This is a genomic window from Trichocoleus sp. DQ-U1 (assembly GCF_039961925.1).
Classification (GTDB): domain Bacteria; phylum Cyanobacteriota; class Cyanobacteriia; order Cyanobacteriales; family FACHB-T130; genus FACHB-T130.
In genome coordinates, this window is record NZ_JAMPKB010000072.1 from 1 (window position 1) to 26,435 (window position 26,435).

Consider the following 26,435-nt stretch of genomic DNA (forward strand, 5'->3'; position numbering starts at 1 on the left):
CATCTACGTTTAAAGGCGCTTGGTTTGAGTTGTTTGAGTTGTTCGTAGGTCATACTGGCTTTCCCCCTTAACCTACTTTTACTCACACTCTCGCTATTCACGCAAGAAGTCTAATGCATCCATGACTTCATCCACGACTTATACGATTGAGTCCGCACAGGGCATTTTCCCTGGAACTCAGATTGCTAATGCGGTTCCAGCTACCACGGAAGCTTTCGATAAGCTCAGCGTTGACGATCAACTGGCATTACTCTGGTTTGCCTACACCGAAATGGGTGTTTCAATTACTCGCGCCGCCACAGGAGCCGCCCGCATGATACTAGCGGAAGGTTTACTAGCCCAAATTAAGCAGATGCCAGCTGCCGCCCAAACGAAAGTGATGGAGGATCTTGCTAACCGTGCTGACACTCCCATCAGCCGTTCCTATTCTTCTTTCAGCGTCAATACCAAGTTGGGTTTTTGGTATGAGTTAGGAGAGTTGATGGCACAGGGTATTGTCGCTCCCATCCCAACGGGATATCAAATGACCCCGGAAGCCGCAGCAGTGCTGGAAACCATCAAGAAACTCGATCCGGGTCAGCAAATCACAGTTTTGCGGAATACCGTCATCAACATGGGATTTGATCCGGCTCTCAACGATTACGCAAAACCCGAAGATCCCTATATAGCACCCACCGCCCTAGCTTCCCGTCCGAAGATCAGTATTGATGGCATCAGTGAGCCTACAGTGCTGAACTATATTCAAAACATGAACGCATTTGACTTTGAGGCGGCTGTGTCTCTATTTGCGGAAAAGGGAGCATTGCAACCGCCCTTCCAGAAGCCAATTGTCGGTCGTGCAGCGATTTCTGCATATATGCGCGAAGAATGTCAGGGACTCAAGATGATGCCACAGAAAGGCGTCTCTGAGCGCATAGAAGATGGCTATACCCAGCATAAAGTCACAGGGAAAGTAGAAACTCCTTGGTTCGGTGCCAGCGTTGGCATGAACATTGCGTGGCGGTTCTTACTAGATCCTCAAGGCAAAATTTTCTTCGTGGCGGTTGACTTACTGGCATCCCCGAAAGAACTCCTAAACCTAACTCGTCAGTAGGACGTTAGGTACAGTTGCTGAGATAAGATAAGGCACAAATAATCGCCTTAGCAACAAGAAATGTAGGGTGCTGATCCTAGCACCCTACATTTTTGCTTGAGTCTGCAAGACATCAATTTTTCACCAAACCACTCATAACGCCCAAATAATTCTCAAAAAGTATTGTAAAAGTTTTACGGCTCTTCCAGTAGTTGCGAAACTAATTTTATGGCTTCTGCGGGGGTAGAGATTTTACCTTCAGCGCGTGCGATTCCAATCGCGGTGAGAAATTTACCAACTTGTGGCCCAGATGGGAGATTGAAAGTTTGGATCAAATCTTTGCCGTTGACGAGGGGCGCGGGATGAGCAACAGGGTCGTCAGGAGTCAGATAGCGGTTGATGAGGGGTGTCAATTCTGCGACAGATATCCCAGTAGCTACAGCCAGAACGACGATGGCGGGAAAAACCTGTCCAGCCTCCCGAAAGAACAAATACTGCTCTCCTAAAGACATCTGAGATGATTGCAACTGCGGCAATAATTTGAGTGCAGTGGTCATGGCGCGAATTTCAGCGCGACTGTATTTTAAATTCAATAATTGGGTTTCAGCAGCTTCTGGCACGGGTGATAACAATGTCGCCAGTTTTGCAATTCCCAACCAAGAAGTTTTTAAAGTATCGCTTACCAAGCTAGATAAAAAGATTGCTAACTCATGCCATGTTTCTCCGAGCATTACAGCGGAACTTTCAACTGCTGGCAAGATTGTAGAGACATTTTCGGAACCTCTCCCCCAAACCCCCTCCCCGTCAACGGGGAGGGGGCTAAGAGGTGGAGTTATTAACCTCGCGATTGTTCCCTCCGTTTGCAGGGGAGGGTTCGGGAACGGTTGGGGGCTTGAGGCACTGGGAAACCAAGTTTGAAGTAAACCATCCTCAACGGCAGTAATTATCCAAGGAGTGCCTTCAGAAGTGTTAAGGAGATAGGCAAACTCTGCTTGCACTCGTTCTGCCGATACTTGCCCCAGTAAAGGTGCAAGTTGTCGAATTGCTGCTTGGGTATCCGTCTCAATCGTAAAACTGAGTTGGGCGGCTTGGCGGTACGCTCTTAATAGCCGTAAAGGGTCATCTTGCAGATTTTTGGGGGAAACCATCCGAATGATGCCCTGTTGCAAATCTGCATAGCCATTCAGGGGGTCGATGAGTTCGCCAGTGTAGGGATTGTATGCGATCGCATTCATTGTATAGTCGCGCCGCTGCAAATCGATTTCTAAATTTGACCCTTCGGCTTGTGCAATATCAACGGTTGCTTGCTCAAATACGACTCTGGCAATCTGTCGCTGGGCATCTAACAACACAAACCCCGCTTTGTAGCGACTGGCAATCTTCCGCGCTGTTTTTACCGCATCCGCCAGTAAGACAAAATCTAGATCCCGGTACTCGCGGCGGCGTCCCAGCAAAGCATCTCGCACAGCACCCCCCACCATATAAGCGGGTTCCGGGAGCAATTCCAGGCTAAAAGGCCAAGTTTTTGGCGATAGGGTAGAGGTGTCTGTGTTTAAGTGCATCTGTATACTTACCCCATTTAGATAATTTTCCGAGTCCACGCACAGGAACAAGCGTTTGTGTGTCTGTGAATTTATTCGCCTCAAAGACACATTGCAATAAAAATCAACCCAATAGGTAATTAATAGACGTGTTGACTGAGCTAGATTAACAGAAAAGCCTCTGGAGGCTGTCCTATGTGTATTTGTGTTAACTGCCAATACGTAGACCGCTGCACCACCTATCATGCGGTAGAAATGCAGCATCAGGTGCCTCATCTAACTGAAGACCCCGATTTTGAAGCCACTGAACCCACCATCAATGTCAATATCCGCACTGAGGGGGAAATGATTGAGATGGAATGGGATGTTGTGGGTTGTCTCAGCTTTAAGCGGGAAACCGGCAAATGGGCGCGGTTGCGTCCCGGCGAGTTAGTGCCAACCTGAAAATATCTAAGTCAGATTGCGTTAAGCTACGCTGTTTTACAAACTTTAACGCGACGGCTACTGCTTGCCTCAGTAGCCGTTTTGTTGCATTTAGGCAATTCAGGCGACTGCATAGAGTCGAACTTACTCAGAGAAATCGTTGACTTGTCAATAATTGCTCAAATACAGACGACCCGCGTAACAATTGGCTAAGAATCTGAGCTGTTTTAGAGTTATTGCAGTAATTAATAAACTAATGCTTTTTTATCTTCTTGCAGCAATGATCCCTTAGCAAGTAGGCAAAAATAAAGAGAACTGGTGAGAAACGGGTGGAGATGGTAGTAGGGATTAGGTAAGCGATCGCTCTAAACCACATTTCTTAATAATTAGCATATTAATCTGAATTAATTTATGAAATATTAGCCATGATAATTAGGAATCTTTAATAGTTTTTATGCCTTTTTATTTTTGCGAAGATACATATCATCTTACCTATATCCCCGCCCTCACTTACCACTACACTCAAAAAAGGGGAGGTAATAAGAAGTCCAGTTTGTGAGTAAAGCGACTGGCTCTAACAGAATTTCTCTGGCTCAACATCAATCAAGAAAACCAAGCCGTAGTTATGAATTTAAGTCCTTATCTCCCAAAAATAACACCGTTTTACGCCCGAAACAAAACCGCTTTTGGACTAAGTATTTTAATCGTCGCCGGATATTTAGGTAATTATTTCCGTTGGTCATTATTTTTCGATATAGATTTCCTATTTGGCAGCATTGCCGTTTGGATTATAGTATTTTTGTACGGTACAGGTTGGGGTACTTTTGCAGGCTTCATTGCTGGCATTTGTACCTATTTTATTTGGCATCATCCCTACACGGTAATTACCTTTACCGCTGAAGCATTCTTTGTTAGTTTATTGTTTCATCGTCTACGTCAGAATATCGTGCTGCTAGACGGAATTTTCTGGCTGTTCATCGGGATGCCTCTCATTTGGCTATTTTATGCCATTATCTTGCACGTAGATACTACACAAGCGTTGATTATCTTGTTAAAGCAGCCTGTAAACGGGATTTTCAATGCTTTAATTGCTAGCTTGATGCTGACTCATTTACCGATTCATAAATGGCTATGTCGTCCTCAAGCAGTTAGCACGCTTTCTTTGCAACAAACTGTTTTCAATTTGTTAGTAGCTTTTGTCTTCTTTCCTCCTCTAATTCTTATGGTTTTAGACAGCCGCCGCGTAATTGATAACATCAAGACAACAGCTAATGCAGAACTCAAGGCGGCTTCTATAGATTTAGTTGTTGAAATGCGTTCTTGGCATCAGCAACATCTAAAGGCAGTTCAAGAATTTGCTCAGATTGCTGCTGATGAGCCTACCAAATTGGATGCATTGCAGTCAAGTATAGAATTTGCTAGACGGACATTTCCAGATTTCCATGAGATTTATGTAGTCAATGCCGAAGGTAAAGCAATTACATCTTCACCACGACAGAATGAAGCGGGAGAGTCCACTATTGGATTGAATCTTGCTGTTAAACCCTACTTTAAGGAAATAAATAATACTCTGCAACCTACTCTATCGGATGTAGTGAACGGACAAAAGGTAATTCTCAGCGTACCCGTGCTAAGAGATAATCGCTTCCGTGGTTTAGTCATTGCAGAACTTGATTTGAACGGTATTGACGAACTCCTAAAATCAAATATTGACGAGCGGGGACTGCAAATTACTCTCGTCGATCGCAGAAAATCTGTAATTGCTAGTACTCTGTCTGAGCGAGTAGCAATGCAAACATTTGATCGTCGTAAGGATGGTGAAATTCGTCCAATTGCGCCGATGACTTATCAGTGGCTACCGATAAGTGGCAGTCGGCTTGTCATGGTGCGTTGGAACAATTCGTTCTTTGTGCAAGAGACTCCGATTGATAGCCAACTTCCTTGGACTCTCATTGCAGAATTGTCTGCGACACCAGACGTCCGCCATATAGAGCGCGTTCATACCAATAGTTTAGCGATTTTGATGCTAATTTCAGCGATCGCGCTCATCTTTGCAACCCTTCTAAGCCGCAGCTTAGTTAGCCCCCTCTCAAAACTAGCGCAAGTAACGACAAATCTGCCTCATAAACTTTCAGAGCAAGAATTAATCGATTGGCCTAATAGTTCGGTGACAGAACTGGACGCTCTAGTTCGCAACTTCAAGTCAATGGCTGCGACCCTTAATCAAAAGTTTTGGGAAATTAAAAGCACCAATGAAATGCTCGAAGAACGGGTGCAAGAACGTACTCAAAAATTATTAATCATTAATACAGAACTCGAAGCTGAAATTGCCGAACGACAGCGAACAGAGGAAAAATTAAAAGCTTATACCTTCAAATTGGAACAAAGCAACCGGGAATTGCAAGACTTTGCCTTCGTCGCTTCCCACGACTTGCAGGAACCATTGCGGAAAATTCAAGCCTTTGGCGATCGCCTCAAACTCAAATACGGGGAATGCCTAACTAATGAGGGGAAGGACTACCTGGAGCGGATGCAAAAAGCGGCGCAACGGATGCAAACTCTTATTAATGACCTCCTAGCCTTCTCGCGGGTAACAAGCAAAGCTCAGCCTTTTACTCGTGTCAATATCACCAACGTGCTACAAGAGGTCTTGTCTGATTTGGAGGTGCATATCCAGAAGGTAGGCGCACAAGTAGAAATTGGCGAGCTGCTAACGATTGATGCTGATCCGTCGCAGATGCGGCAATTATTACAGAATTTGATTAGCAATGCGCTGAAGTTTCGGCGTCAGGAAGAAGCACCCGTCGTCAAGATTTGGAGTCAATTACTAGAGAGGGACGAGCAGCTTTGGACACAAGACTTACCAGCTCGTCCCATGTGTCAAATTATGGTCGAAGATAATGGCATTGGTTTTGACGAAAAGTATCTGGATCGGATCTTCACAGTTTTCCAACGCCTACACGGTCGTAACGAGTATGAAGGAACGGGAGTTGGTTTAGCGATCTGCCGTAAAATAGTCGAGCGTCATGGTGGTACTATCACAGCAAAAAGCATATTAGGGGAGGGGGCGACATTCATTGTCACGCTACCTATTAAGCAATCTAGGTGATAGATTTTGGAATTTTAAATTTTAGATTTTTGCTGGTCAATCTCAGAAAGCAAGCCTTTTTTCGCGACTGCAAATTATGCGAAAGTACTGGAATTTGGTGTGAGTAAAACGCTGTGAATAAAGCTGGAAAATTAATTACCATCTTGATGGCTGACGATGATGAAGACGATCGGCTGCTAGCAAAGGATGCATTAGAAGAATGCCGACTCGCTAACGATCTACACTTTGTTGTAGATGGTGAGGATCTGATGGATTATCTTTACCATCGGGGTAAGTATACTCAGTTAAGAAAATCGCCCCGTCCAGGTTTAATTCTGCTGGATCTGAATATGCCTAAAAAGGATGGGCGGGAGGCTCTCCAGGAGATTAAAGCCGATCCCGAACTGCGACCTATTCCAGTCGTCGTGCTGACTACATCAAAGGCTGAGGAAGACATCTATCGTTCTTACGGTTTAGGCGCAAACTCGTACATTGCTAAGCCAGTCACATTTGAATCTCTAGTTTCTGTGATGAAAGCTTTGGGAAAATACTGGTTTGAGATTGTTGAATTGCCACTAAAGGAAAATGAAGCGGAAAACTCAACACTATAAAATATAGTTTTGCAGAATTCCTAGTTAGGTTTCGCCTTGGCAAAACCTAACATTAAGCAATACTAAATTTCAGTCATCTACTCAGCGCACATAAGATTATTGAGGTTTTGCAAAGATTGAGGCAAAATAATTAAAATCGGTGGTAAGCTGCTGTGTTGTAACAATTAATTCTTTTGCTGACTCTTGAGTTAAGGGTTTAGCGAAAAAATATCCTTGCCCATATTCGCATTCCATTTCTCTCAGTTGGGAGAGTTGCTCGGCTGTTTCCACCCCTTCTGCTGTCACATTTAACTCTAAAGTATGAGCCAGGGTCACGATAGCACGGACAATTTCTAAACTGTCGTCTTTCGCCCCAATTCTACTAATAAAAGAACGATCAATCTTTAACTGATCGATGGGAAACCGATGCAGATAGCTTAAGGATGAATAGCCAGTGCCGAAGTCATCAATATGCAGATGCACGCCTAAAGCTTTTAGTTGGAAAAGCATTTTGATTGCCGATTCTGCGTTTTCCATAACTGCACTTTCAGTAATTTCTAACTTCAAACTTCGCGCATCCAGGCGAGTCTCCCGCAAAATTTGAGCGATTTGCTTGACTAAATCTGGTTGTAAAAACTGTTTGCTGGAAAGATTAACACTGATTGTTAATAGTAATTCTGGATAAAATTGCTGCCAATCATACATTTGGTAACATGCATTGTAGAGTACCCACAGCCCAATGGGAACAATTAAACCTGTTTCTTCGGCAATGGGAATAAATTCCGCTGGAGAGATTAAACCGCGCTCCGGATGCTGCCAGCGTACAAGCGCCTCGAACCCGTCAAGCCTGCCAGTTGTCAATGACACAATGGGTTGATAGTGAAGCTGAAATTCATCCCGCTCGATCGCACGCCGCAAGTCGTTTTCCAGTTGCAAGAGTGCCACCGCGCGAGTATGCATGGTGGTATCAAAGACTTCGTGACGCGCTCTCCCCATTGATTTGGCACGATACATTGCGGTGTCAGCATCGCGCAGGAGATTTTCCGGACAGTCATATCCGATTGCTGGGGCGCTTTGCGAACCGCCCCCGATGGCAATGCCGATGCTTGCTGTCGTGAATACCTCTTGCTCGTTAAGGCTGAAAGGATGCATAAGTTCTAAGTGGATGCGCTCGGCAATGTCAGTGGCGTTATTGATATTTTTGACATCGTCGAGCAGGATGGTGAACTCATCTCCACCTAACCGTGCAACTGTATCTCCACCCCGCAGGCAAGCTTTCAACCGCTGCGCGATCGCTACCAGCAATTGATCGCCAATCATGTGTCCCAAGCTGTCATTAATCACCTTGAAGCGATCAATATCTAGAAAAAGGACGGCGAAGAAATAGTCACTGGTTCGTTTTGACCGTTCAATTGCCTGTCCCAACCGATCCCTAAACAAGGCTCGGTTTGGCAAGCCTGTCAACACGTCATGAAAAGCATCATGGAGGAGTTGTTTCTCAACTTGCTTGCGCTCGGTGATGTCAGTTTGAGAGCCAGCCATGCGAGAGGCTTTACCATTTGTGTCTCGTACAGCCATCCCCCGGATTAGCATCCAACGGTATGTTCCGTCTTTGTGTAGTATGCGATGTTCGTTCTCAAAATGGGGGGTCAGCCCTTCCAGATGTAAAGAAATCTGCCCTTTCAACTGCTCGATATCCTCAGGATGCACTCGCTCAAACCAGGCATCAGGCGTATTGATAATTTCGCTCTCCTCGCAGCCCAGCATGGATTTCCAGCGGGGAGAAAAATAAATTTCGTTTGTTTTTAAATTCCAGTCCCAAAGTCCGTCGTTAGCACCAGAAACGGCGAGTTCATAACGTTCTTGACTCTCACGCAAAGCCTCCTGGGTCTGGGCGGCCTTGGTAGCTGCCCCTACGCGCTCGGTAATATCTTGGAAGGTAACGACTGCACCCACCAACTGACCATTTTCTCGAATGGGGGTGCTGATGTATTCAACGGGAAAGCTCGTACCGTCTTTTCGCCAAAAGACTTCTTCTTCTATTTGTTGAACTGTGCCATCCTTAAAGGCTGCATAAATTGGACACGCTTCTCGCGGATAAGGAGCGCCATCGGCTTTTGAATGGTGGCAAATAAAATGCAAGGGTTTGCCAATGAGTTCTTCAACTTCCCATCCCAGCATTCTCGCAGCAGCTGGATTAACAAAGGTGGCGTTTCCATGAATATCCAAACCATAAATTCCTTCACCCGCTGAGTTGAGAATTAGTTCGTTTTGGTGGCGCAGTCGTTCAATTGCCTCTTCGGTTTGCTTGCGAACCGTGATGTCGTTCTGCAACCCGATGAAGTTGATGAGTTTCCCTTCGTTATCAAAAACTGGGTTGATGGTGAGTTCATTCCAGAACGGTGTCCCATCTTTGCAGTAGTTCAGGACTACACACATAATCGGTTGCTTTGATGCGATCGCTTCTCGCATCACTTTCACAACAGTGAAATCAGTATCTTTCCCTTGTAGAAAGCGGCAATTAGAACCCATCACTTCCGTCGCCGAGTAGCCGGTGATGGCAGTAAAAGCAGGATTGACAAAGATAATTGGATTGTCAGGTAAAGTTGGATCGGTGATTGTAACTCCAGTTGTCAGGTTAGCGATCGCCGCCGCTAGCTGGCTGTTTTCGCGCATAGCTGACCGCAAGGCTTCTTCTGCCTGCTTGCGTTTGGTAATATCGGCAGCCAAACCATCGATTCGGATGACATTCCCATTCGCGTCACGCCCTAGATGAGCGCGATTGCGAATCCAACGCTCTTCCCCGTCCGGTCGGAAAATACGATACTCTTCGTCTGCTGCACCGACTTGGAGTAACGCTTGCGTCATAGCTTCTATTCGTTCTCGATCCTCTGGGTGAATCACCTCCAGCCAGAGGTTCGGGCGCTCGAAAAACTGGGAGACTGGACGACCATAAATTTCCGCCGCCGCCGGACTGATGTAAATCGGCTCCCTAGTGATGGCTGAAACCGACCATACGCTGTCATCGAGCGAACCAAGAATATTCTCTAGCCGCGATTCACTCTCCCGCAGCGCCTCTAACGTTTTGACTCGCTCGATCGAGTAGCGGATCGCCCGCTCTAATAGCGGCGCGTCCATCTTCCCCTTAACTAAGTAATCGGCAGCTCCCGCTTTCATTGCTGCAAAGTCTACTTCCCGATCTCCTTGCCCGGTCAGCAAGATGATCGGCGCTTTACAATTAGTTGAAATGGCTTCTTGTAACAATTCCAAGCCGTTGTGTGCGCCAAGACGATAGTCCACTAAATAGACATCATGTTGATGCATCTGAATCTTTTCTAAAGCAGCATCATAACTATCTACCCATTCGAGATCAAACTTTTCTCGCTCAATTTCTGAGAGGAGATCGCGCGTCAGAATATAGTCATCCTCGTCATCCTCAATTAAAAGCACTTTTATTGAGTCTTTAGACATAAAATAATATTAGAAACAAAATACCTCTATCTTAGAGTTCCTCTCCTCAAGGGTAAAGCTAGAGAAGTCCTCACTCAGCCACAGTTGCAAATTCACTCACAACTGGTTTTTGGTTTGAGTCCTGACGAGCATTACTTTTTAACAGTCTTAATAAGAATAAAATTAAAATTTGGCATCTGTCCGTCGGTATACCTGCTGAAAATGTTTTTTTAAGGCGAAGCAGCAAATCGAAAAAGACGTAAACTCGCCTGTTTAATCCTTATTTCCTCAAGAAAGATATTGGGCTGCCTATTTGCCGATGAAGAGGAGTGCGATCGCCCTTGAGTGCTAGGGGCAAAATCCTCGCCCGTAGCCGTCTCGATAACAATCTCAAGATTTCCCGCCCTGATTGACACCCTGAGCGGATCGAGCCACTATGATAGAAGTATGAATCTATGTAAAGACCCAGATAAATGTCTTTAGAGTTTGTATCTGTAGAAAATATCAAAGAAATTGCCCACCACTACGGTTACTGGGCAGTTTTTTTGGGGATTTTGCTGGAAAATCTTGGCATTCCCATCCCTGGTGAAACAATCACGCTCGCCGGGGGTTTCTTGGCGGGAAGTAAGGAACTGAGTTACTGGTTCGTGCTAGGGAGTGCGATCGCTGGTGCAGTTGTCGGTGGTACTTGCGGTTACTGGATTGGCAGAAAAGGCGGCTGGCCCCTGCTGGTGAAAGTTGGGGGATTTTTCCGCATCCGCGAAGAAAAACTCTTACAACTCAAGCAACAAGTGAGCGAGAACGCCGGAAAAACAGTGTTTCTCGGTCGTTTCCTGGCTGTGCTGCGAATTGTCGCCAGTCCTCTCGCTGGAATTGCCCAAATGCCCTTCCTCAAGTTTATGGCTTATAACATAGCTGGGGCGACTGCTTGGGCATCGGTAATGGTCACGTTGTCCTTTTTCGCAGGGCGACTGGTACCCCTGGAACAATTAGTTGTGTGGGTTGCTCAATTTGGTTTAATCGCATTATTCCTGTTGATTGCCTGGATTGCCGTTCCTCTGTGGCTAGAGTCCCGCGAAGCCAAGCGTTCAATCGAGGGAGATTAGAAAAAGTTTTGAGTGATGAGCGATTAAGTTTTGAATGAAAAGAATGTGTTTTCTCACTCAAAACTCAAAACTCAAAACTCAAAACTTTCAAACTAACCTCTCGCTTTTTGCGACCAAACGCGAGTCGGTAATCCCCAAACGTAGATAAATCCTTCAGCAGCTTTATGGTCAAACTGGTCTTCAGCCCCATAAGTTGCTAACGTTGGGCTGTAAAGGGACTTCTCAGATTTACGCCCCACAGTCATCGAGTTGCCCTTAAAAAGTTTAACTCGCACCGTTCCCGATACCCGCTCCTGTGTTTGTTGAATGAAGGCATCCAGGGCGGCTTTGAGCGGACTATACCAAAGACCGTTATAAACTAGCTGAGTATAAGTTTCTTCGATACCGCGCTTGTAGTGGGTCACATCTGCGGTTAAGGTGAGACTTTCTAAGTCGCGGTGGGCATGAATTAAAACCATTAAAGCCGGGGCTTCATAGATTTCCCGCGATTTGATACCCACTAGGCGGTTTTCGATCATATCGATCCGCCCGACACCGTGATTTCCGGCAATTTCGTTGAGTTTCGTAATTAGCGCGACAGGCGGCAAAGCTTCACCGTTGAGGGAGATCGGGATGCCTTTTTCAAAGCCAATTTCAACGTATTCTGGCTCATTGGGCGTGTCAGCGATCGCTTTGGTCATCGCATAGATTTCTTCTAGCGGTTCCGTCCAAGGATCTTCTAGGGGTCCCGCTTCAATGCTGCGACCAAATAAATTGCGATCGATACTGTAGGGAGATTTCTTTTTCACGGGCGAAGGAATCCCATAACGCTCACCATAAGCGATGGTTTCCTCTCGGCTCATCCCCCATTCCCGCGCTGGTGCCAACACCTTCAAATCTGGGTTCAGCGCTGCAATCGATACATCAAACCGAACTTGGTCATTGCCCTTCCCCGTGCATCCGTGCGCCACCGCATCCGCACCGTATTTTTCAGCCGCTTCGACTAAAAGTTTGGCAATCAGCGGACGTGCCAAAGCAGTCTGGAGGGGATAGCGATTTTCATAGAGAGCGTTCGCTTGAATCGCTGGAAACGCATAATCTTTGACAAAACTTTCTGTAGCATCGGCAACCAGCGATTCGCTAGCACCCGATTTTAGCGCTTTTTCCCGGACTGGCTCTAGTTCGTCTCCCTGTCCCAAATCCGCCGCCAGGGTAATTACCTCTTCAACTCCCCATTCCTCCTTCAGGTATGGGATGCAGACGGAGGTATCGACTCCCCCTGAATATGCCAGCACAACTTTGGTAGCACGACCCATTGATCTCTCACTTCCGCAAAACAACGAGTTCTTATTATGCAACTAATCTATGCCAAGTCTTGTCAGGAATAGCACAGATTAATCTACAGCCATAGTCATCTGGGGCACCAAGGGATAGATGAAAATGCTTTCTGTTCATTGGCTTACAGTTCTTTGAGAGATACTAAAAGTGTTGTAATCCGGGGGAAATCGTGTTTTTTAGCGTTGTCATTCCAACTTATAACCGCAAGCCGATTCTAGAAAAATGCCTCAGAGCGATGGAACGCCAGCAGTTGAGTGCTGGTAGCGTCGTCAGCGGCTATGAAGTGGTGCTGGTGGATGATGGTTCGACGGATGGCACGTTGGAGTGGTTATCCCAACACGCCGCTGAATTTCCTCACGTGCGATCGCTCTTGCAAGACCATCAAGGGCCAGCCGCCGCCCGTAATCTGGGAGTAGAACAGGCTCAGGGTGACACGATTATCTTTATTGATAGCGATTTAGTCGTTACCGAGCATTTTCTCCAAGCACACGCCGACGCCTTAGTTGAGGAAGAAAAGAACCTGGGAAGCGATCGCCTCTTTACTTACGGTTGGGTGATCAATACCAATAACTTCGAGAATCCCACCTCCGAACCCTACAAAATCACGGATTTTTCCGCTGCTTACTTTGCTACGGGGAATGTAGCGATCGCTCGTAAATGGCTCGAAAAAGCTGGATTATTTGACACCCGCTTTCAACTTTACGGATGGGAAGATTTAGAACTCGGCATCAGGCTCAAACAGCTGGGTTTAAAACTGATTAAATGTCCAGCCGCAGTCGGCTATCACTGGCATCCCCCCTTTGCCTTAGAACAAATTCCCCCCATGATTGATAGAGAAATTCAACGGGGACGCATGGGCGTTTTATTTTACCAAAAGCACCCGACTTGGGATGTCAAAATGATGATTCAAATGACCCTACTTCACCGCATCCTCTGGGGTCTTCTTTCCCTCGGTGGCAGACTCAACGAGCGCACAATGGCACCCTTTTTGCAATGGCTAATTAATCAAGGTAAGCCCCAATTAGCCTTAGAAATTGCCCGAATTTTCCTCAATTGGTATAACGTTCAAGGTGTTTATGCAGCCTACGCTGAAGCTAGGCAAAAAGCCTAGAGAGTAAACAAACTTTTGTCTACACGAGCGCAGGACACTACGGTGTCCTCTAAACATGAAAGCATTTGATATTATGAGCCAATCCATCTTCTCTAAAATTCATAAAAAAGAGTCTGTAGAGGGAATCACTAGAATTTCAATAAGTGGTTATAAATCTCTCTACGAAGAGTGCAGCATTGAAGTTCGCCCGTTAACAATTCTTGCAGGTGCAAACAGCTCAGGCAAATCTAGCATTATGCAGCCTTTGTTACTTATGAAACAAACACTGGAAGCTACCTACGATCCAGGAGATATTTTACTCAATGGACCTAATGTTAGATTTACATTGTCAGAACAGCTGTTCTCTAAATTCTCAGGTAAAAGCCAAACAAATTTAAGGATTAACTTAGAAATAGAAAACAATAAAGCTATTAGCAATGTTTTCAGCAGACAACGTAAAAAAGGAATTAAAATACTGGAAACAACTTGCCAAGAAAATGGAGTAAGCTTAACTTTTTCGCCTGAAATAAATCGCCAATCTATTATATTACTTCTTAATAAACTTTATGAAGCTAGGAATAGGGAGTTCGGAAGAATTTTTAAGGAAGGGAAGGGAGAAATAGTTGAAAAGCTTGAATGGATGATTATTCGTGAGCGTTGCTTCCTGAAACTCATTTGCAACTCTGTAATGGCAGTTCAAGTAGAAGAGCAGTCTCTTCCCATTCCTGCTACTTTTACTTTATACGATAGTAGTTCACATACGAGTTTGTTTGAGTCCCATATTCGTAAATTGATTCATGTTCCTGGGCTGAGAGGAAATCCAGAGCGCACCTATAAAACCACAGGTGTTGGCAATGAATTTCCTGGAACTTTTGAAGATTACGTTGCTAGTGTAGTTAATCACTGGCAGAAAAATAAAGATGACCGGCTTAGAGACTTGGGGAAGGCTCTTGAAACACTTGGACTAACCTGGAAAGTTGATGCAAGGCAGGTTAATGATACACAGGTTGAATTACGTGTAGGCCGCTTACCTCGAAGTGCTAGAGGTGGGGCAAGAAACATGGTGAGTATTGCTGATGTTGGTTTTGGTATATCTCAGGTTTTGCCTGTTTTAGTTGCCTTACTTGTAGCAGAACCAGGACGATTAGTTTACCTTGAACAGCCAGAAATTCACCTTCATCCACGTGCCCAAGCTGCTTTGGCAGAAGTATTAGCTGATGCGGCAAAACGTGGTGTGAGAGTAGTGCTAGAAACTCATAGCGCTTTGCTACTTTTGGCAGTTCAATCATTAGTTGCAGAGGGAAATCTATCGCCAGACTTGGTGAAGCTTCACTGGTTTATACGGGGAGAAGATGGTATGACAAAAGTCAGCAGTACCGATCTGGATGATGCTGGAGCTTTTGGAGATTGGCCTGAAGATTTTGGTGATGTGTCTTTACAACTAGAAAATCGCTATTTAAATGCTGCTGAGGCTCGGTTATGGAAGCGTTCGCATGGCAGCTAAAAAGGTGGTTTCTAAGCGGTTGGTAATTGATGCTTCTGTTGCACGTTCATCTGGTAGAGAAGAAGCCACTTGTCCAACCTCAGTAAACTGTCGTGATTTTTTGCTAGCTGTTTTGAATATCTGTCACAAAGTTGTGATGACACCAGATATCAGAAATGAGTGGGATAAGCATCAATCAGGTTTTGCTCGGAAATGGCGTGCCCAAATGGTCGCAAGAAAAAAGTTTGAATATTTAGATATCCCAATCAATAATGAGTTATGGGAAAAAGTAGAAACTTTTGCTCCTACCGATAAACAACGTGGAGAAATGATTAAGGATTTGCATTTGATTGAAGCTGCAATTGCTACAGATAAAATCGTAATATCTTTGGATGATAATACGGCGAGATGTTTTTTTAGCAGGGCATCTGTTCAAGTTGATGAACTTAAAGATATTGTTTGGGTAAACCCAGATAAAACAGAAGAAGAGAAACCAATTGAGTGGCTAGAAAATGGTGCTGAACCAGAGAGCGATCGTCTACTGGCAACTTTGTGCGATCACTAACTTCACTTCTCCAATTTCCATATAAAGTTTTAATAAACGTGATAAACTGGAAGAGTTGTCTAAATTCGCACATTCCGCACATTCAGGGTTTCGGGTGTTTCCGCTGGAAATACGCCTGGATGGAGGATTAACCCGAAAGGAAAATAAATATGTCAGTTGTTTCTTTGGCTCAGATGATGGAGTCGGGTGTTCACTTTGGGCACCAGACCCGCCGGTGGAACCCGAAAATGGCTCCATACATCTATACTTCCCGCAATGGCGTCCACATCATCGACTTGGTTCAGACTGCCCAGCTGATGGAAGATGCCTACACCTATATGCGAACCGCCGCAGAACAGGGCAAGAAGGTTCTCTTCATCGGTACCAAGCGTCAAGCCGCAGGAATTGTGGCTCAAGAAGCCGCTCGTTGTGGTTCTTACTACATCAACCAACGTTGGTTGGGGGGAATGCTCACCAACTGGACGACCATTAAAACACGGGTAGAGCGCCTAAAAGATTTGGAACGCCGGGAAGAAACCGGAGTCCTCGACTTACTGCCCAAGAAAGAAGCTTCGATGCTGCGCCGGGAAATGACCAAATTGCAGAAATACCTCGGCGGTATTAAGCAAATGCGGAAAGTTCCCGACATCGTCGTGATCGTGGATCAGCGTCGGGAATATAATGCAGTTCAAGAATGCCAGAAACTGGGAATTCCCATCGTTGCGCTGCTGGATACAAACTGCGACCCGGATGTAGTAGATATTCCTGTTCCAGCCAATGATGATGCCATCCGCTCCATTAAGCTAATAGTGGGTAAGTTGGCAGACGCTATCTATGAAGGTCGTCACGGTCAGCTAGACGCAGAAGCAGAAGAGGATTACGAAGATTACGAAGGCGCTGAAGACGATATCGAATACGAGGAAATCGACTCGGTTCCTGATGAAGAGGAAGAAGAAACCGAGGGATAATTCAGCGTTAGAAACATCAATTCTTAGTTAGGAACTGAGGAAATGGCGGAAATATCTGCAAAACTCGTGAACGAGCTGCGCCAAAAAACTGGTGTCGGCATGATGGACTGCAAAAAAGCGCTAAAAGAAACCGATGGCGATATGGACAAAGCCATTGAATGGCTGCGTCAAAAGGGAATGGTTAGCGCTGGGAAAAAAGGCGATCGCCAAGCCTCAGAAGGACTGGTCGGCAGCTACATCCATACCGGAGGTCGAGTCGGCGTCCTGGTGGAAGTGAACTGCGAGACAGACTTTGTCGCCCGCAACGAAGCCTTCCAAACTCTGGTGCGGAACATAGCCATGCAGATTGCAGCTTGCCCCAACGTTGAATACGTGAAGGTTGGCGACATTCCCGCTCAAATCGTTGAGAAGGAAAAAGAAATCGAAATGGGGCGGGATGACCTAGGCAACAAGCCACAGAACATCAAAGAAAAGATTGTTCAGGGTCGAATTGACAAACGCCTGCAAGAGTTGAGCTTGGTCGATCAGCCCTACATTCGTGACCAAAGTATCACGGTGGAAGAGTTGATCAAGCAAAATATTGCGACGCTAGGTGAAAACATCCAAGTCCGTCGCTTCGTCCGATTTATTCTCGGTGAAGGACTGGAAAAGAAAGAAAGCAATTTTGCTGAGGAAGTTGCAGCTCAAATGGGCGGCAATTAATCAGCAAGTTTTCTGGCTGAATCGCTAGGAAGGACAGGTTTCCATGATGGAAACCTGTCTTTTTTTATCTTTATTTTCAGGAGATTTTCAGCGCTTGTAGGCACGATATCCCCATTCTATATATCTCAACAAATTAACACCTTGGAAACCCTTTATAAAGACAGAAACACTAAAAGCAGAAAAACTTTTTGTTTTGGTGGAATTCTTAACATCCTCCTTAGGAGTGTTGCCTCGATCCTTGTGCTAGACTTTTGAGCGCGAGCAGATTAAGGGGACACTGCGAAACACCGTTGAGGAGTGCAAACTCACTAGAAAAGTAACGAAATTTTTTAGCCCCTAAATAGACAAGAATTGTATCTTGGAGTTCAGGATCGAGCTGACTATTTGCCAGTAATACAGCGCTACGAAAGGGACATTTAGCTGGTGCGGGAAATCCTTTTAGGGTATTCAATCCTATAGATAATCTACTTCTGATAGTTCCAGAAAAAAGGAAGGATCGTAATGGAAATCAATTTACAAGTGCCAGGGATTAATATAACTAGCTTGAAAGAAGCACCCATTCATAATGCTAGTAAAGTTCAGCCTCACGGAATAATTTTCGTTCTCGCAGAACCTGAGTTAACAATATTACAAGTTAGCAGCAATATATCCACAGTTTTCGGAATCTCCCCCGAAAATATGCTGCAAAAGAAATTAGAAGAAGTTCTCGACCCATTCCAAGTAGACAGAATTAAAGCAGGACTATTAGAAGAAAATCTTGATTTTATCAACCCTATCAAGATTTGGGCTAGAAGAAAAGGCGATGAGTATTTAGTCTTTGATGGCATTTTCCACCGGAATGCAGATGGATTTTTAATTTTGGAATTAGAACCTGCGATTTCCCAAGAAAATATCCCCTTCTTAAGCTTTTATCATCTAGCCAGAGCCTCGATCAACCAGTTAGAAAAAACATCAACTCTGGGTGATTTTTGTCAGATTATTGTGAAAGAGGTGCGAAAAGTCACCGGATTTGACAGGGTGATGCTATATAAGTTTGATGACGATGGGCATGGATCTGTCCTCGCTGAAGAAAAACTAGAAAGTATGGAGCCTTACTTAGGTCTCCACTTCCCAGAATCAGATATTCCTAAACCAGCTAGAAAGTTATTTACCTCGAATTGGATCAGGTTAATCCCGGATGCCACTTCTCAATCTGCTGAACTTTTTCCGATTCTTAATCCAGTTAATCAGCGTCCGCTTGATTTAACGAACTCTATTCTTAGAAGCGCGTCTCCTTGTCATATCCAGTACTTGCACAATATGGGTGTGGGTGCTTCTCTGACAATTTCTTTGATGAAAGATCAAAAACTTTGGGGACTGATTGCTTGCCATCATCAGTCCCCAAAGTATGTTTCTTATGAGCTGCGGAAAGCTTGCGAATTCTTGGGGCGCGTCATCTTTTCAGAAATATCAACCAGAGAAGAAACTGAAGATTACGGCTATCGCATGAAGCTGGCATATATCCAATCAGCCTTGGTTGAATATATGTCTCAAGAAGAAAACTTTATTGATGGTTTAGTTAAACACCAACCGAATCTGCTGGAGCTTGCTAACGCTAAAGGTGCTGCCGTGTGCTTTGGCGGGGATTGCACGATGGTTGGTGAGACTCCCACAGAAGAAGAACTCAACTTTTTAGTCCAATGGCTAAAGAATAACGTCGAGGAAGAAGTCTTCTATAGCGATTCCTTACCTCAGATTTATCCAGATGCAGAAAGTTTCAAAAACGTTGCCAGTGGCTTATTAGCGATTCCGATTTCTAAGAATAACTATGTTTTTTGGTTTCGACCGGAAGTGATTCAAACCGTGAATTGGGGTGGCGATCCGAATAAGGCGTTTGAAGTAAACCAGTCAGAGGGAAATATTCGTCTGTGTCCTCGCAAATCATTTGAGCTGTGGAAAGAAACGGTTCGCTTAACGTCTTTACCCTGGAAACAGGTAGAAATTAAAGCCGCACTTGAACTCAGAAAGGCAATTATTAACATTGTGCTGCGCCAAGCTGATGAACTTGCCCAATTAGCTCAAGATTTAGAACGTTCCAATGCTGAGCTGAAAAAGTTTGCTTACGTCGCCTCCCATGACTTGCAAGAGCCACTCAATCAGGTAGCGAACTACGTACAACTTTTGGAGATGCGCTATCTAGAGCAACTCGACGAAGACGCGAAGGAATTCATTGGCTTCACTGTTGAGGGAGTCAGCTTAATGCAGACGCTAATTGATGACGTGCTGGCATACTCTAAGGTGGATATGCAGGCTATCGAGTTTGAAATGACAGGGGTGGACACGGCTTTAGACCGCGCCTTGGCTAATTTGCGAGGACGCATCTCGGAAACGGGAGCTGCGATCGCTCACGATCCCTTGCCGACGGTTATGGCAGATAGCACCCAGTTGATGCAACTGTTCCAGAACCTGATTGGCAATGCTATCAAGTTCCGCAGCGAGCAACCGCCAGAAATCCATGTAGGAGCTTCTCGACTAGAGGATGCGTGGCTATTCTCAGTACGGGATAACGGGATTGGCATCGATCCGCAGTTTAGCGATCGCATTTTTGTTATCTTTCAGCGTCTGCATACGCGGGATGAGTATCAAGGTACAGGAATGGGTTTAGCCATTTGCAAAAAGATTGTTGAGTGTCACCGAGGGCGCATCTGGGTCGAGTCCCAATTAGGTCAGGGTGCAACATTCTACTTTACGATTCCAGTAGGGGGACGCGATCGTGAGCGTAGAAACGGAAGAAAACCACAAAACAATCTTTTTAGTCGAGGACAATAAAGCCGATATCCGCTTAATCCAAGAAGCCTTAAAAAATAGCTCGCTTCCACACCAAGTCGTGACAGTCAGAGATGGTGTGGATGCGATGGCTTTCTTGCGCCAAGAGGGCGAGTATGCTGATGCACCTCGCCCTGACCTGATTTTGCTGGATTTGAACTTGCCGAAGAAGGATGGTCGAGAAGTCTTGGCGGAAATTAAAGCCGACCCCAAGCTGAAACGCATCCCAGTAGTAGTGCTGACAACTTCTAAAAATGAAGATGATATTTTCCACAGCTATGACTTGCACGTAAATTGCTACATCACCAAATCCCGCAACCTCAGCCAGCTCTTTAAAATTGTTAAAGGAATTGAAGAGTTTTGGCTGGAAACTGTTACCCTGCCATCGGAATGATGACAAGAAATTTTCGTATCTTGTTAAAATGCAAGCAGTTGCCGAGCGGGAACAGGAGGGGAGGGGAGATCCCAGAAAATTATGCCTGGAAGCTCAATAAAAATCTTGTTGATTGAGGATAACTTGGCAGAAGCCAGATTCCTGCAAGAGCTTCTGAAACAAGCCAAGTTCAAACAGTTTAGTCTGGTGCATGTCAAACGATTGAGGGAAGCGCTCAATCGACTCAATGAAGATTGCTTTGATGTAATTTTGTTGGATCTGACCCTACCTGACAGTGAAGGTTTGTGTTCTCTAGCTCCCCTAAACAGCCACGCTTCTGGCTTACCGATTGTTGTGCTGACAAATACGAATGACGATGAATTAGCGATAGAAGCAGTCCGACAGGGGGCACAAGATTATCTGGTTAAGCGCCAAGTTAATGTAGAGGTGCTAGTGCGCTCTTTGTGCTATGCAATTGAGCGAAAGCAGGTTTCGGAAACATTACGAACAGTTAATGAGGCGTTAGAAATCCGAGTTCAGGAACGAACGGCTGAGCTAGTGAAAGCCAAAGAAATCAATCAGTCTAAATCTGAATTTGTTTCCATGCTTTCTCACGATTTCCGCAATCCCCTGAATAGGATTCTCCTTTCTGCTGGATTGCTCCAAGACTACGATCAAAAACTGAGCGATGAGAAAAAAAATACTCATCTCAAACTGATTCGTTCAGCAATTAAAAATTTGGCTCAGCTATTAGATGAAATTACGTTTATCGGGAAAGCTGATTCAGGGCAACTTCAGTGCCAACTGATTCCCCTTGATTTGAAATCATTCTGTCACAAATTGGTCGAAGAGTTGCAACTCTTTACACTTGACAAATATCAACTTATTTTCACTTGTCAAGAGGACTTGGGAGAGGCGTTATGGGATGAAACCCTACTGCGGCATATTTTAGATAATTTACTCGCTAACGCGATTAAGTATTCACCGGAAGGCGGCACAGTGCGTTTTGAACTAAGAAGCCACGAGAAAACAGTCATCTTTCAGATTCAAGATCAAGGAATTGGCATTCCCAAAGAAGATCAACCTCGGCTGTTTCATCCTTTCAATCGTGCTAGAAACGTCGGCACAATTCCTGGCACTGGGTTGGGGTTAGCGATGGTCAAAAAGTGTGTGGAGGCACATGGGGGCGAGATTTCAATGATGAGTGAAGTCGGAGTCGGCACGAGTTTTACGGTGACGCTGCCGTTGATTGGAGAAGCAGCGTTATCAGAATAGAAGCGGCTAAATCGGTGAATTTCAGCGAACCGACAGGGAGGGAAATGGAGAATCGGTAGCTTTTTTGCCACGCCCTGACACTACTGCCTATCTATATGCACGCCGTTTCACGAATAAATTATCACAAAGGCAATCGCTTTAAAGCTCTTTAGTAAGCATTTCAAAGGTTATAGGGGAGTAGGGGATCGACGGCAAGGACAGGGGCAATTAGATGCTCTTTGATACCAGGGAAGTGGTTTAGGGTCGATCTCAAAGTTAGTTCTACATCGCGTTATTATGAGTCGTTAGTCAATAGGGATTCGTCTGTTGCTCCTGACCGATAGACGAATAACCGAATGACCGAATGACGAGGAATCGGTATTCTAAAGTAGGGAAGTACATCTGTACGCCCGTACCGTCCCGATTGACAGATGTAAGCAGCAATGGCGAGAAGAGTAGAGGAAATTGAGCGGGATATGGCAGCGCTGGAAGAAGCAATCAAAGCGATCGCTATAGAATTCCACGATACCTACAACGATTATCTGACTGCCTTAGGACAAGCCATGCGGCAGCAGTTGATCGTGGCGAGTTATTATCTTTGCACCCAAGTCTATCCGGAAGCGTTTCTGAGTCTGTCTCTTAGAGAACGACAACAATTGCAACAGAACCTTCAGCAACAGGCAAGGCTTGCTCAACCCCAACTGCGAAACCTTGAAAGAAGCCGTCCCGCGGAAACATCGCGCGGGGGACTATCCCAAGAACCCTCTCAAGAAGAGGATTTCCCTACCCCGACTGATGACTTAGCCATCGAGATGCTAGCACCACAAGAAACTCTCGACACCCCAAGTCTCAATAGCGATCGCGATCGCTCAACCAGTCGCTTTACCTTTTCTAACGTCCCGACAAACAATCCAGAGGATTTGGCTCGATGGCAGGAAGCGGTGGAAAACACCATGAGCGAAACCTTGCTCGCTCTTTCTTGCCAAAGCAATCGTCTACTACAGGAAGTGGGGATATTACCAAAAAACTTTCCGGAAGCTGTTCTGGAAGCTGCTGTTAGAGCGGAGCCATCTGGTGAGCCTGTGGTGGGACGCCCCAATCTTTTAAAATTTGTGGTTCAAATAGAAAATGAGCCGGTAGAAACGTCAAATCTCCCGACTTTACAAAACTCTCCTTTAATACCGATTATCGCCATCCATCTGCGGTTATCTGAGATTGAATTTGCTGATTCAACGGTAATGGCAGGGCGCAATCAGATTCGGAACCTCAGCTCACGGCTTAGCACCCTGCGCCGAGAATTTCAGAAGAAGCAACGAGAGCGCACTGTGGCTGCGGCAGCAGCGGCTTGGCGTGCCTGTTGGTTTGAAGAATAATGGGAATCGTCGTAAGGATTGACAATATCCGGGTGAGGACGGCTATTGGCGGGTAATCAGCCATTCGCTACTAGCAATTAACAAAAAAGGGGAGAGAAGATGCAAATAGAATCACCGGATTGGCTGCGATTGCAGAAAGCCCTTTCAGTCGAGGCAGAGCGGGGCTTTACAGACTTAATGGGGAAACAATATCGTTTCAGTGAATTCTTAAGTCTGGAGTTCGGAAAAACCCCATCTTTTTTGCCGCTGATAGAGCGACATCGGTGGCAAGAGATGGCGTCTCAGTTTGCCCGTTACCCGAACCTCACCCTCTCCCAGCGACAACACTTGGTCTTGGAAACGCGCCGATTTCTCCATCAGATGCAACAAGTCATGGAGAGGCAAGCGCGATCGCGATCGCATCAGCGAAATGAAGACAATCAGCAGCAAGTAGAGACAATTAAATCGCCCCCATCCCCCGATACTCAAGCCCCGCGCACCACGCCCCTCGTCCAGTCCAACGCAGCGATTTCTCTTGACCAACCGCTGACCAGTTTGCCAGATGTGGGAGTTAGAAAAGGCGGGTATTTAGCCAAGCTGGATCTGCATACGGTGCGGGATATCCTCTTTTATTACCCCCGCGACCACATTGACTATGCGCGTCAGGTGAATATCTCTGAGCTGGAATCGGGTGAAACGGTGACACTGATAGGAACGGTGAAGCGCTGTACCTGCTTTAGTAGCCCAAAAAACAAGAAATTAACCATAATGCAGGTGGTGCTGAAAGATCGCACGGGTCAAATCAGCCTCAGCCGCTTTTTTGCCGGTTCTCGCTACAGCAATCGCGGCTGGCAAGAAGGGATAAAAAATCGATATCCCCAAGGCGCAGTCGTGGCGGCTTCTGGCTTGGTGAAAAAAAGTCAATATGGTCTGACTTTGGACGATCCACAACTGGAAGTTTTGGCAAACCCTGGAGACCCGATTGACTCCCACACCATTGGTCGAGTCGTGCCAGTGTATCCCTTAACAGAGGGCGTGGCGGCAGATATGGTGAGACAGGCGGTCATTGCTGCTCTCCCCGCCGCCGCCCATCTGAAAGATCCTTTACCCACTGTTTTACGCGATGGGTATGGATTGATGAAGTTGTCGGATGCGATCGCAAACATCCATTTTCCCGCCGACAGCGCTGCCAAGGAAGCCGCCCGTCGCCGTTTAGTCTTCGATGAGTTTTTCTACCTTCAGCTGGGTTTCCTCCTCCGTCGCCAAGCCCAACGTCAAAAGCAATCCAGCGCTATCTTGGCTCCCAGAGGGAAGCTGATTGAACAATTCCACCAAGTTTTGCCCTTTCGATTAACAGGTGCCCAACAGCGGGTACTCAACGACATCCTCAACGATTTGCAATCATCCACCCCGATGAATCGGTTGGTGCAAGGCGATGTCGGTTCTGGTAAAACTGTCGTAGCAGTCATTGCTATCCTCGCCGCGATTCAATCCGGCTACCAAGCGGCGCTAATGGCTCCCACTGAAGTTTTGGCAGAACAGCACTATCGCAAGTTAGTCAGTTGGTTTAATCTTCTGTACTTACCCGTAGAACTGCTGACGGGTTCCACCAAAACTGCCAAACGCCGCCAAATTCATGCCCATCTAGAAACCGGCGAACTGCCTCTATTAGTAGGGACTCATGCTCTGATTCAAGAGAAAGTCAATTTTCATAAGCTGGGGTTAGTGGTAATTGACGAACAGCACCGCTTTGGAGTCGAACAACGGGCGTTGTTGCAGCAAAAAGGCGAACAACCCCATGTATTAACCATGACCGCCACGCCAATTCCCCGCACCTTGGCGCTGACAGTTCATGGGGATTTGGATGTGAGCCAGATTGATGAGATGCCACCGGGTCGGCAAGCAATTCATACGACCGTACTCACGGGCAAAGAACGCACCAATGCCTACGATCTAATCTGCCGCGAAGTTGCTCAAGGGCGTCAAGCTTATATCGTCTTGCCCCTGATTGAAGAATCGGAAAAATTGGATGTGCGTTCGGCAGTGGAGGAGCATCAGCGCCTCTCAGAAAGTATTTTCCCTCAGTTCCAAGTCGGATTACTGCACGGACGCATGACTTCAGCGGAAAAAGATGAGGCAATTACCCGGTTCCGCGATAATCAGACTCAAATCATTGTTTCCACCACGGTGATTGAAGTGGGCGTGGATGTGCCGAATGCAACGGTGATGATGATTGAGAATGCCGAACGCTTTGGCTTATCGCAGTTACACCAGTTGCGGGGGCGCGTTGGTCGCGGTGCTGCTCAATCTTTCTGCCTTCTAATGAGCAGCACCAAAACCGCAGATGCTCGTTACCGGCTCAATGTATTAGAACAATCCCAAGACGGCTTTTTTATTGCAGAGATGGATATGCGGCTGCGCGGTCCCGGTCAAGTGCTAGGAACTCGCCAGTCTGGGGTACCAGATTTTGCCTTGGCGAGTTTGGTGGAAGATCAGGAAGTATTGAATATCGCGCGGGATGCCGCCGAGAAAGTGATGGCACAAGATGCCAACTTAGAGCGATCGCCCTTATTAAAAGCTGAGTTAGATTATCGTTACCAGCGCTTAATGGGCGGGGCAATCTTAACATGATTGACCGCGATCGCTGATTCAAATAACTGCTTCCTTTCTCTAGAAGGGTTGTTGGCTGTGAATGCCTGTGATAAACTTAAAAACCTAAGGGCGATTAGCACAGTGGTAGCGCACTTCCTTCACACGGAAGGGGTCACTGGTTCAAATCCAGTATCGCCCATTTAACAAATGTACAATGACTAATTATTTGTCATCAGTGACAGATTGTTGTCTCTGAGACGAATTATATGTCATCAAGACAAATGAATATCATTGTTGCAAGGACTATCTATCTAGATAGTGTGATGTAGAATTCTGACTACTATCCCATCCCAAATAGCGAAAGGGTTTTCAGGCTTGAGTCGATTTTTCTCTACCTAACGTTGTCAAAGCAGCATCGGCACAAGCTAAGCTAGCCAACCTAGCCCCTACCACTACAACACTCATCATCGATTTGAAGTCGCGGCAAGTCTAGCGTCTCTTGTTGAAAAACTGTGGGCAGAGGCTTGGGAAAGCGAGAGTGTTTTAATATCCTAGCAGCAGCGATCCGAACATACAGCAGATTGCAGGTATATAGAGTACATTGAGGTCAGTGCATGAACAGGTAGAATGAAACCTTACTCCATCGACTTTCGAGAAAAAGTAGTCAAAGCATACGAACAAGAAA

At 45.8% G+C, this 26,435-nt stretch carries 18 protein-coding genes and 1 tRNA gene; 16 read left to right on the forward strand and 3 right to left on the reverse strand.

Features of this window, described 5'->3' with window-relative positions; genetic code table 11:
* Positions 1 to 121: 121 nt before the first annotated feature.
* A complete protein-coding gene (locus tag NDI34_RS22385) occupies positions 122 to 1,093 on the forward strand; it encodes an orange carotenoid protein N-terminal domain-containing protein (RefSeq protein ID WP_190438806.1) in 972 nt (323 codons plus the stop codon).
* A 173-nt stretch (positions 1,094 to 1,266) separates the two neighbouring features.
* Here the strand turns inward: NDI34_RS22385 and NDI34_RS22390 are convergent, their stop codons facing one another.
* Complete coding sequence (locus NDI34_RS22390) at positions 1,267 to 2,634, reverse strand: CCA tRNA nucleotidyltransferase (protein WP_348233876.1); 1,368 nt, start codon at positions 2,632 to 2,634, stop codon at positions 1,267 to 1,269.
* Positions 2,635 to 2,808: 174 nt separating this feature from the next.
* On the opposite strand from NDI34_RS22390, the gene NDI34_RS22395 reads away from it, so the two are divergent.
* The 3 genes from NDI34_RS22395 (at position 2,809) to NDI34_RS22405 (ending at position 6,735) form a co-directional block, all read left to right on the forward strand.
* Complete coding sequence (locus NDI34_RS22395) at positions 2,809 to 3,057, forward strand: Ycf34 family protein (RefSeq protein WP_190438801.1); 249 nt, start codon at positions 2,809 to 2,811, stop codon at positions 3,055 to 3,057.
* Between the two features lie 604 nt (positions 3,058 to 3,661).
* Positions 3,662 to 6,145 (forward strand): ATP-binding protein, encoded by a 2,484-nt coding sequence (locus NDI34_RS22400; protein ID WP_348233877.1) that lies wholly within the window; start codon positions 3,662 to 3,664, stop codon positions 6,143 to 6,145.
* 146 nt (positions 6,146 to 6,291) lie between these two features.
* A complete protein-coding gene (locus tag NDI34_RS22405; RefSeq protein ID WP_190430075.1) occupies positions 6,292 to 6,735 on the forward strand; it encodes a response regulator in 444 nt (147 codons plus the stop codon).
* A 96-nt stretch (positions 6,736 to 6,831) separates the two neighbouring features.
* On the opposite strand, the gene NDI34_RS22410 is transcribed toward NDI34_RS22405, so the two are convergent.
* Entirely contained in the window at positions 6,832 to 10,185 is a 3,354-nt protein-coding gene (locus NDI34_RS22410) for an EAL domain-containing protein (protein ID WP_348233878.1), read from the reverse strand.
* 452 nt (positions 10,186 to 10,637) lie between these two features.
* Between NDI34_RS22410 and NDI34_RS22415 the strand changes: the two genes are divergently transcribed.
* Positions 10,638 to 11,270 (forward strand): DedA family protein, encoded by a 633-nt coding sequence (locus NDI34_RS22415; RefSeq protein WP_190412055.1) that lies wholly within the window; start codon positions 10,638 to 10,640, stop codon positions 11,268 to 11,270.
* A gap of 92 nt (positions 11,271 to 11,362) precedes the next feature.
* Here the strand turns inward: NDI34_RS22415 and NDI34_RS22420 are convergent, their stop codons facing one another.
* Positions 11,363 to 12,565, reverse strand: a complete 1,203-nt coding sequence (locus NDI34_RS22420; protein ID WP_190412056.1) for an argininosuccinate synthase — start codon at positions 12,563 to 12,565, stop codon at positions 11,363 to 11,365.
* 191 nt (positions 12,566 to 12,756) lie between these two features.
* On the opposite strand from NDI34_RS22420, the gene NDI34_RS22425 reads away from it, so the two are divergent.
* The 11 genes from NDI34_RS22425 (at position 12,757) to NDI34_RS22475 (ending at position 25,949) form a co-directional block, all read left to right on the forward strand.
* Complete coding sequence (locus NDI34_RS22425; RefSeq protein WP_348233879.1) at positions 12,757 to 13,698, forward strand: glycosyltransferase family 2 protein; 942 nt, start codon at positions 12,757 to 12,759, stop codon at positions 13,696 to 13,698.
* 55 nt (positions 13,699 to 13,753) lie between these two features.
* Positions 13,754 to 15,181, forward strand: a complete 1,428-nt coding sequence (locus tag NDI34_RS22430; protein ID WP_348233880.1) for an AAA family ATPase — start codon at positions 13,754 to 13,756, stop codon at positions 15,179 to 15,181.
* Complete coding sequence (locus NDI34_RS22435; protein ID WP_348233881.1) at positions 15,171 to 15,725, forward strand: hypothetical protein; 555 nt, start codon at positions 15,171 to 15,173, stop codon at positions 15,723 to 15,725. The genes NDI34_RS22430 and NDI34_RS22435 overlap by 11 nt, the downstream gene beginning before the upstream one ends.
* A 149-nt stretch (positions 15,726 to 15,874) precedes the next feature.
* Positions 15,875 to 16,672 (forward strand): 30S ribosomal protein S2, encoded by a 798-nt coding sequence (gene rpsB, locus NDI34_RS22440; RefSeq protein WP_190412058.1) that lies wholly within the window; start codon positions 15,875 to 15,877, stop codon positions 16,670 to 16,672.
* Positions 16,673 to 16,714: 42 nt separating this feature from the next.
* Entirely contained in the window at positions 16,715 to 17,374 is a 660-nt protein-coding gene (tsf, locus tag NDI34_RS22445) for a translation elongation factor Ts (protein ID WP_190412059.1), read from the forward strand.
* A gap of 501 nt (positions 17,375 to 17,875) precedes the next feature.
* On the forward strand, positions 17,876 to 20,182 hold the full coding sequence (locus NDI34_RS22450; protein ID WP_348233882.1) for an ATP-binding protein: 2,307 nt from the start codon (positions 17,876 to 17,878) through the stop codon (positions 20,180 to 20,182).
* On the forward strand, positions 20,127 to 20,573 hold the full coding sequence (locus NDI34_RS22455) for a response regulator (RefSeq protein ID WP_190412061.1): 447 nt from the start codon (positions 20,127 to 20,129) through the stop codon (positions 20,571 to 20,573). Before NDI34_RS22450 ends, NDI34_RS22455 begins: the two co-directional genes overlap by 56 nt.
* Before the next feature lie 81 nt (positions 20,574 to 20,654).
* Positions 20,655 to 21,827, forward strand: a complete 1,173-nt coding sequence (locus tag NDI34_RS22460) for a hybrid sensor histidine kinase/response regulator (RefSeq protein WP_190438794.1) — start codon at positions 20,655 to 20,657, stop codon at positions 21,825 to 21,827.
* Between the two features lie 422 nt (positions 21,828 to 22,249).
* Entirely contained in the window at positions 22,250 to 23,179 is a 930-nt protein-coding gene (locus NDI34_RS22465; RefSeq protein ID WP_348233883.1) for a hypothetical protein, read from the forward strand.
* Positions 23,180 to 23,278: 99 nt separating this feature from the next.
* Complete coding sequence (gene recG / locus NDI34_RS22470; RefSeq protein ID WP_348233884.1) at positions 23,279 to 25,789, forward strand: ATP-dependent DNA helicase RecG; 2,511 nt, start codon at positions 23,279 to 23,281, stop codon at positions 25,787 to 25,789.
* Positions 25,790 to 25,877: 88 nt separating this feature from the next.
* Positions 25,878 to 25,949, forward strand: a tRNA-Val gene (locus tag NDI34_RS22475).
* The last annotated feature ends 486 nt before the right edge of the window (positions 25,950 to 26,435 follow it).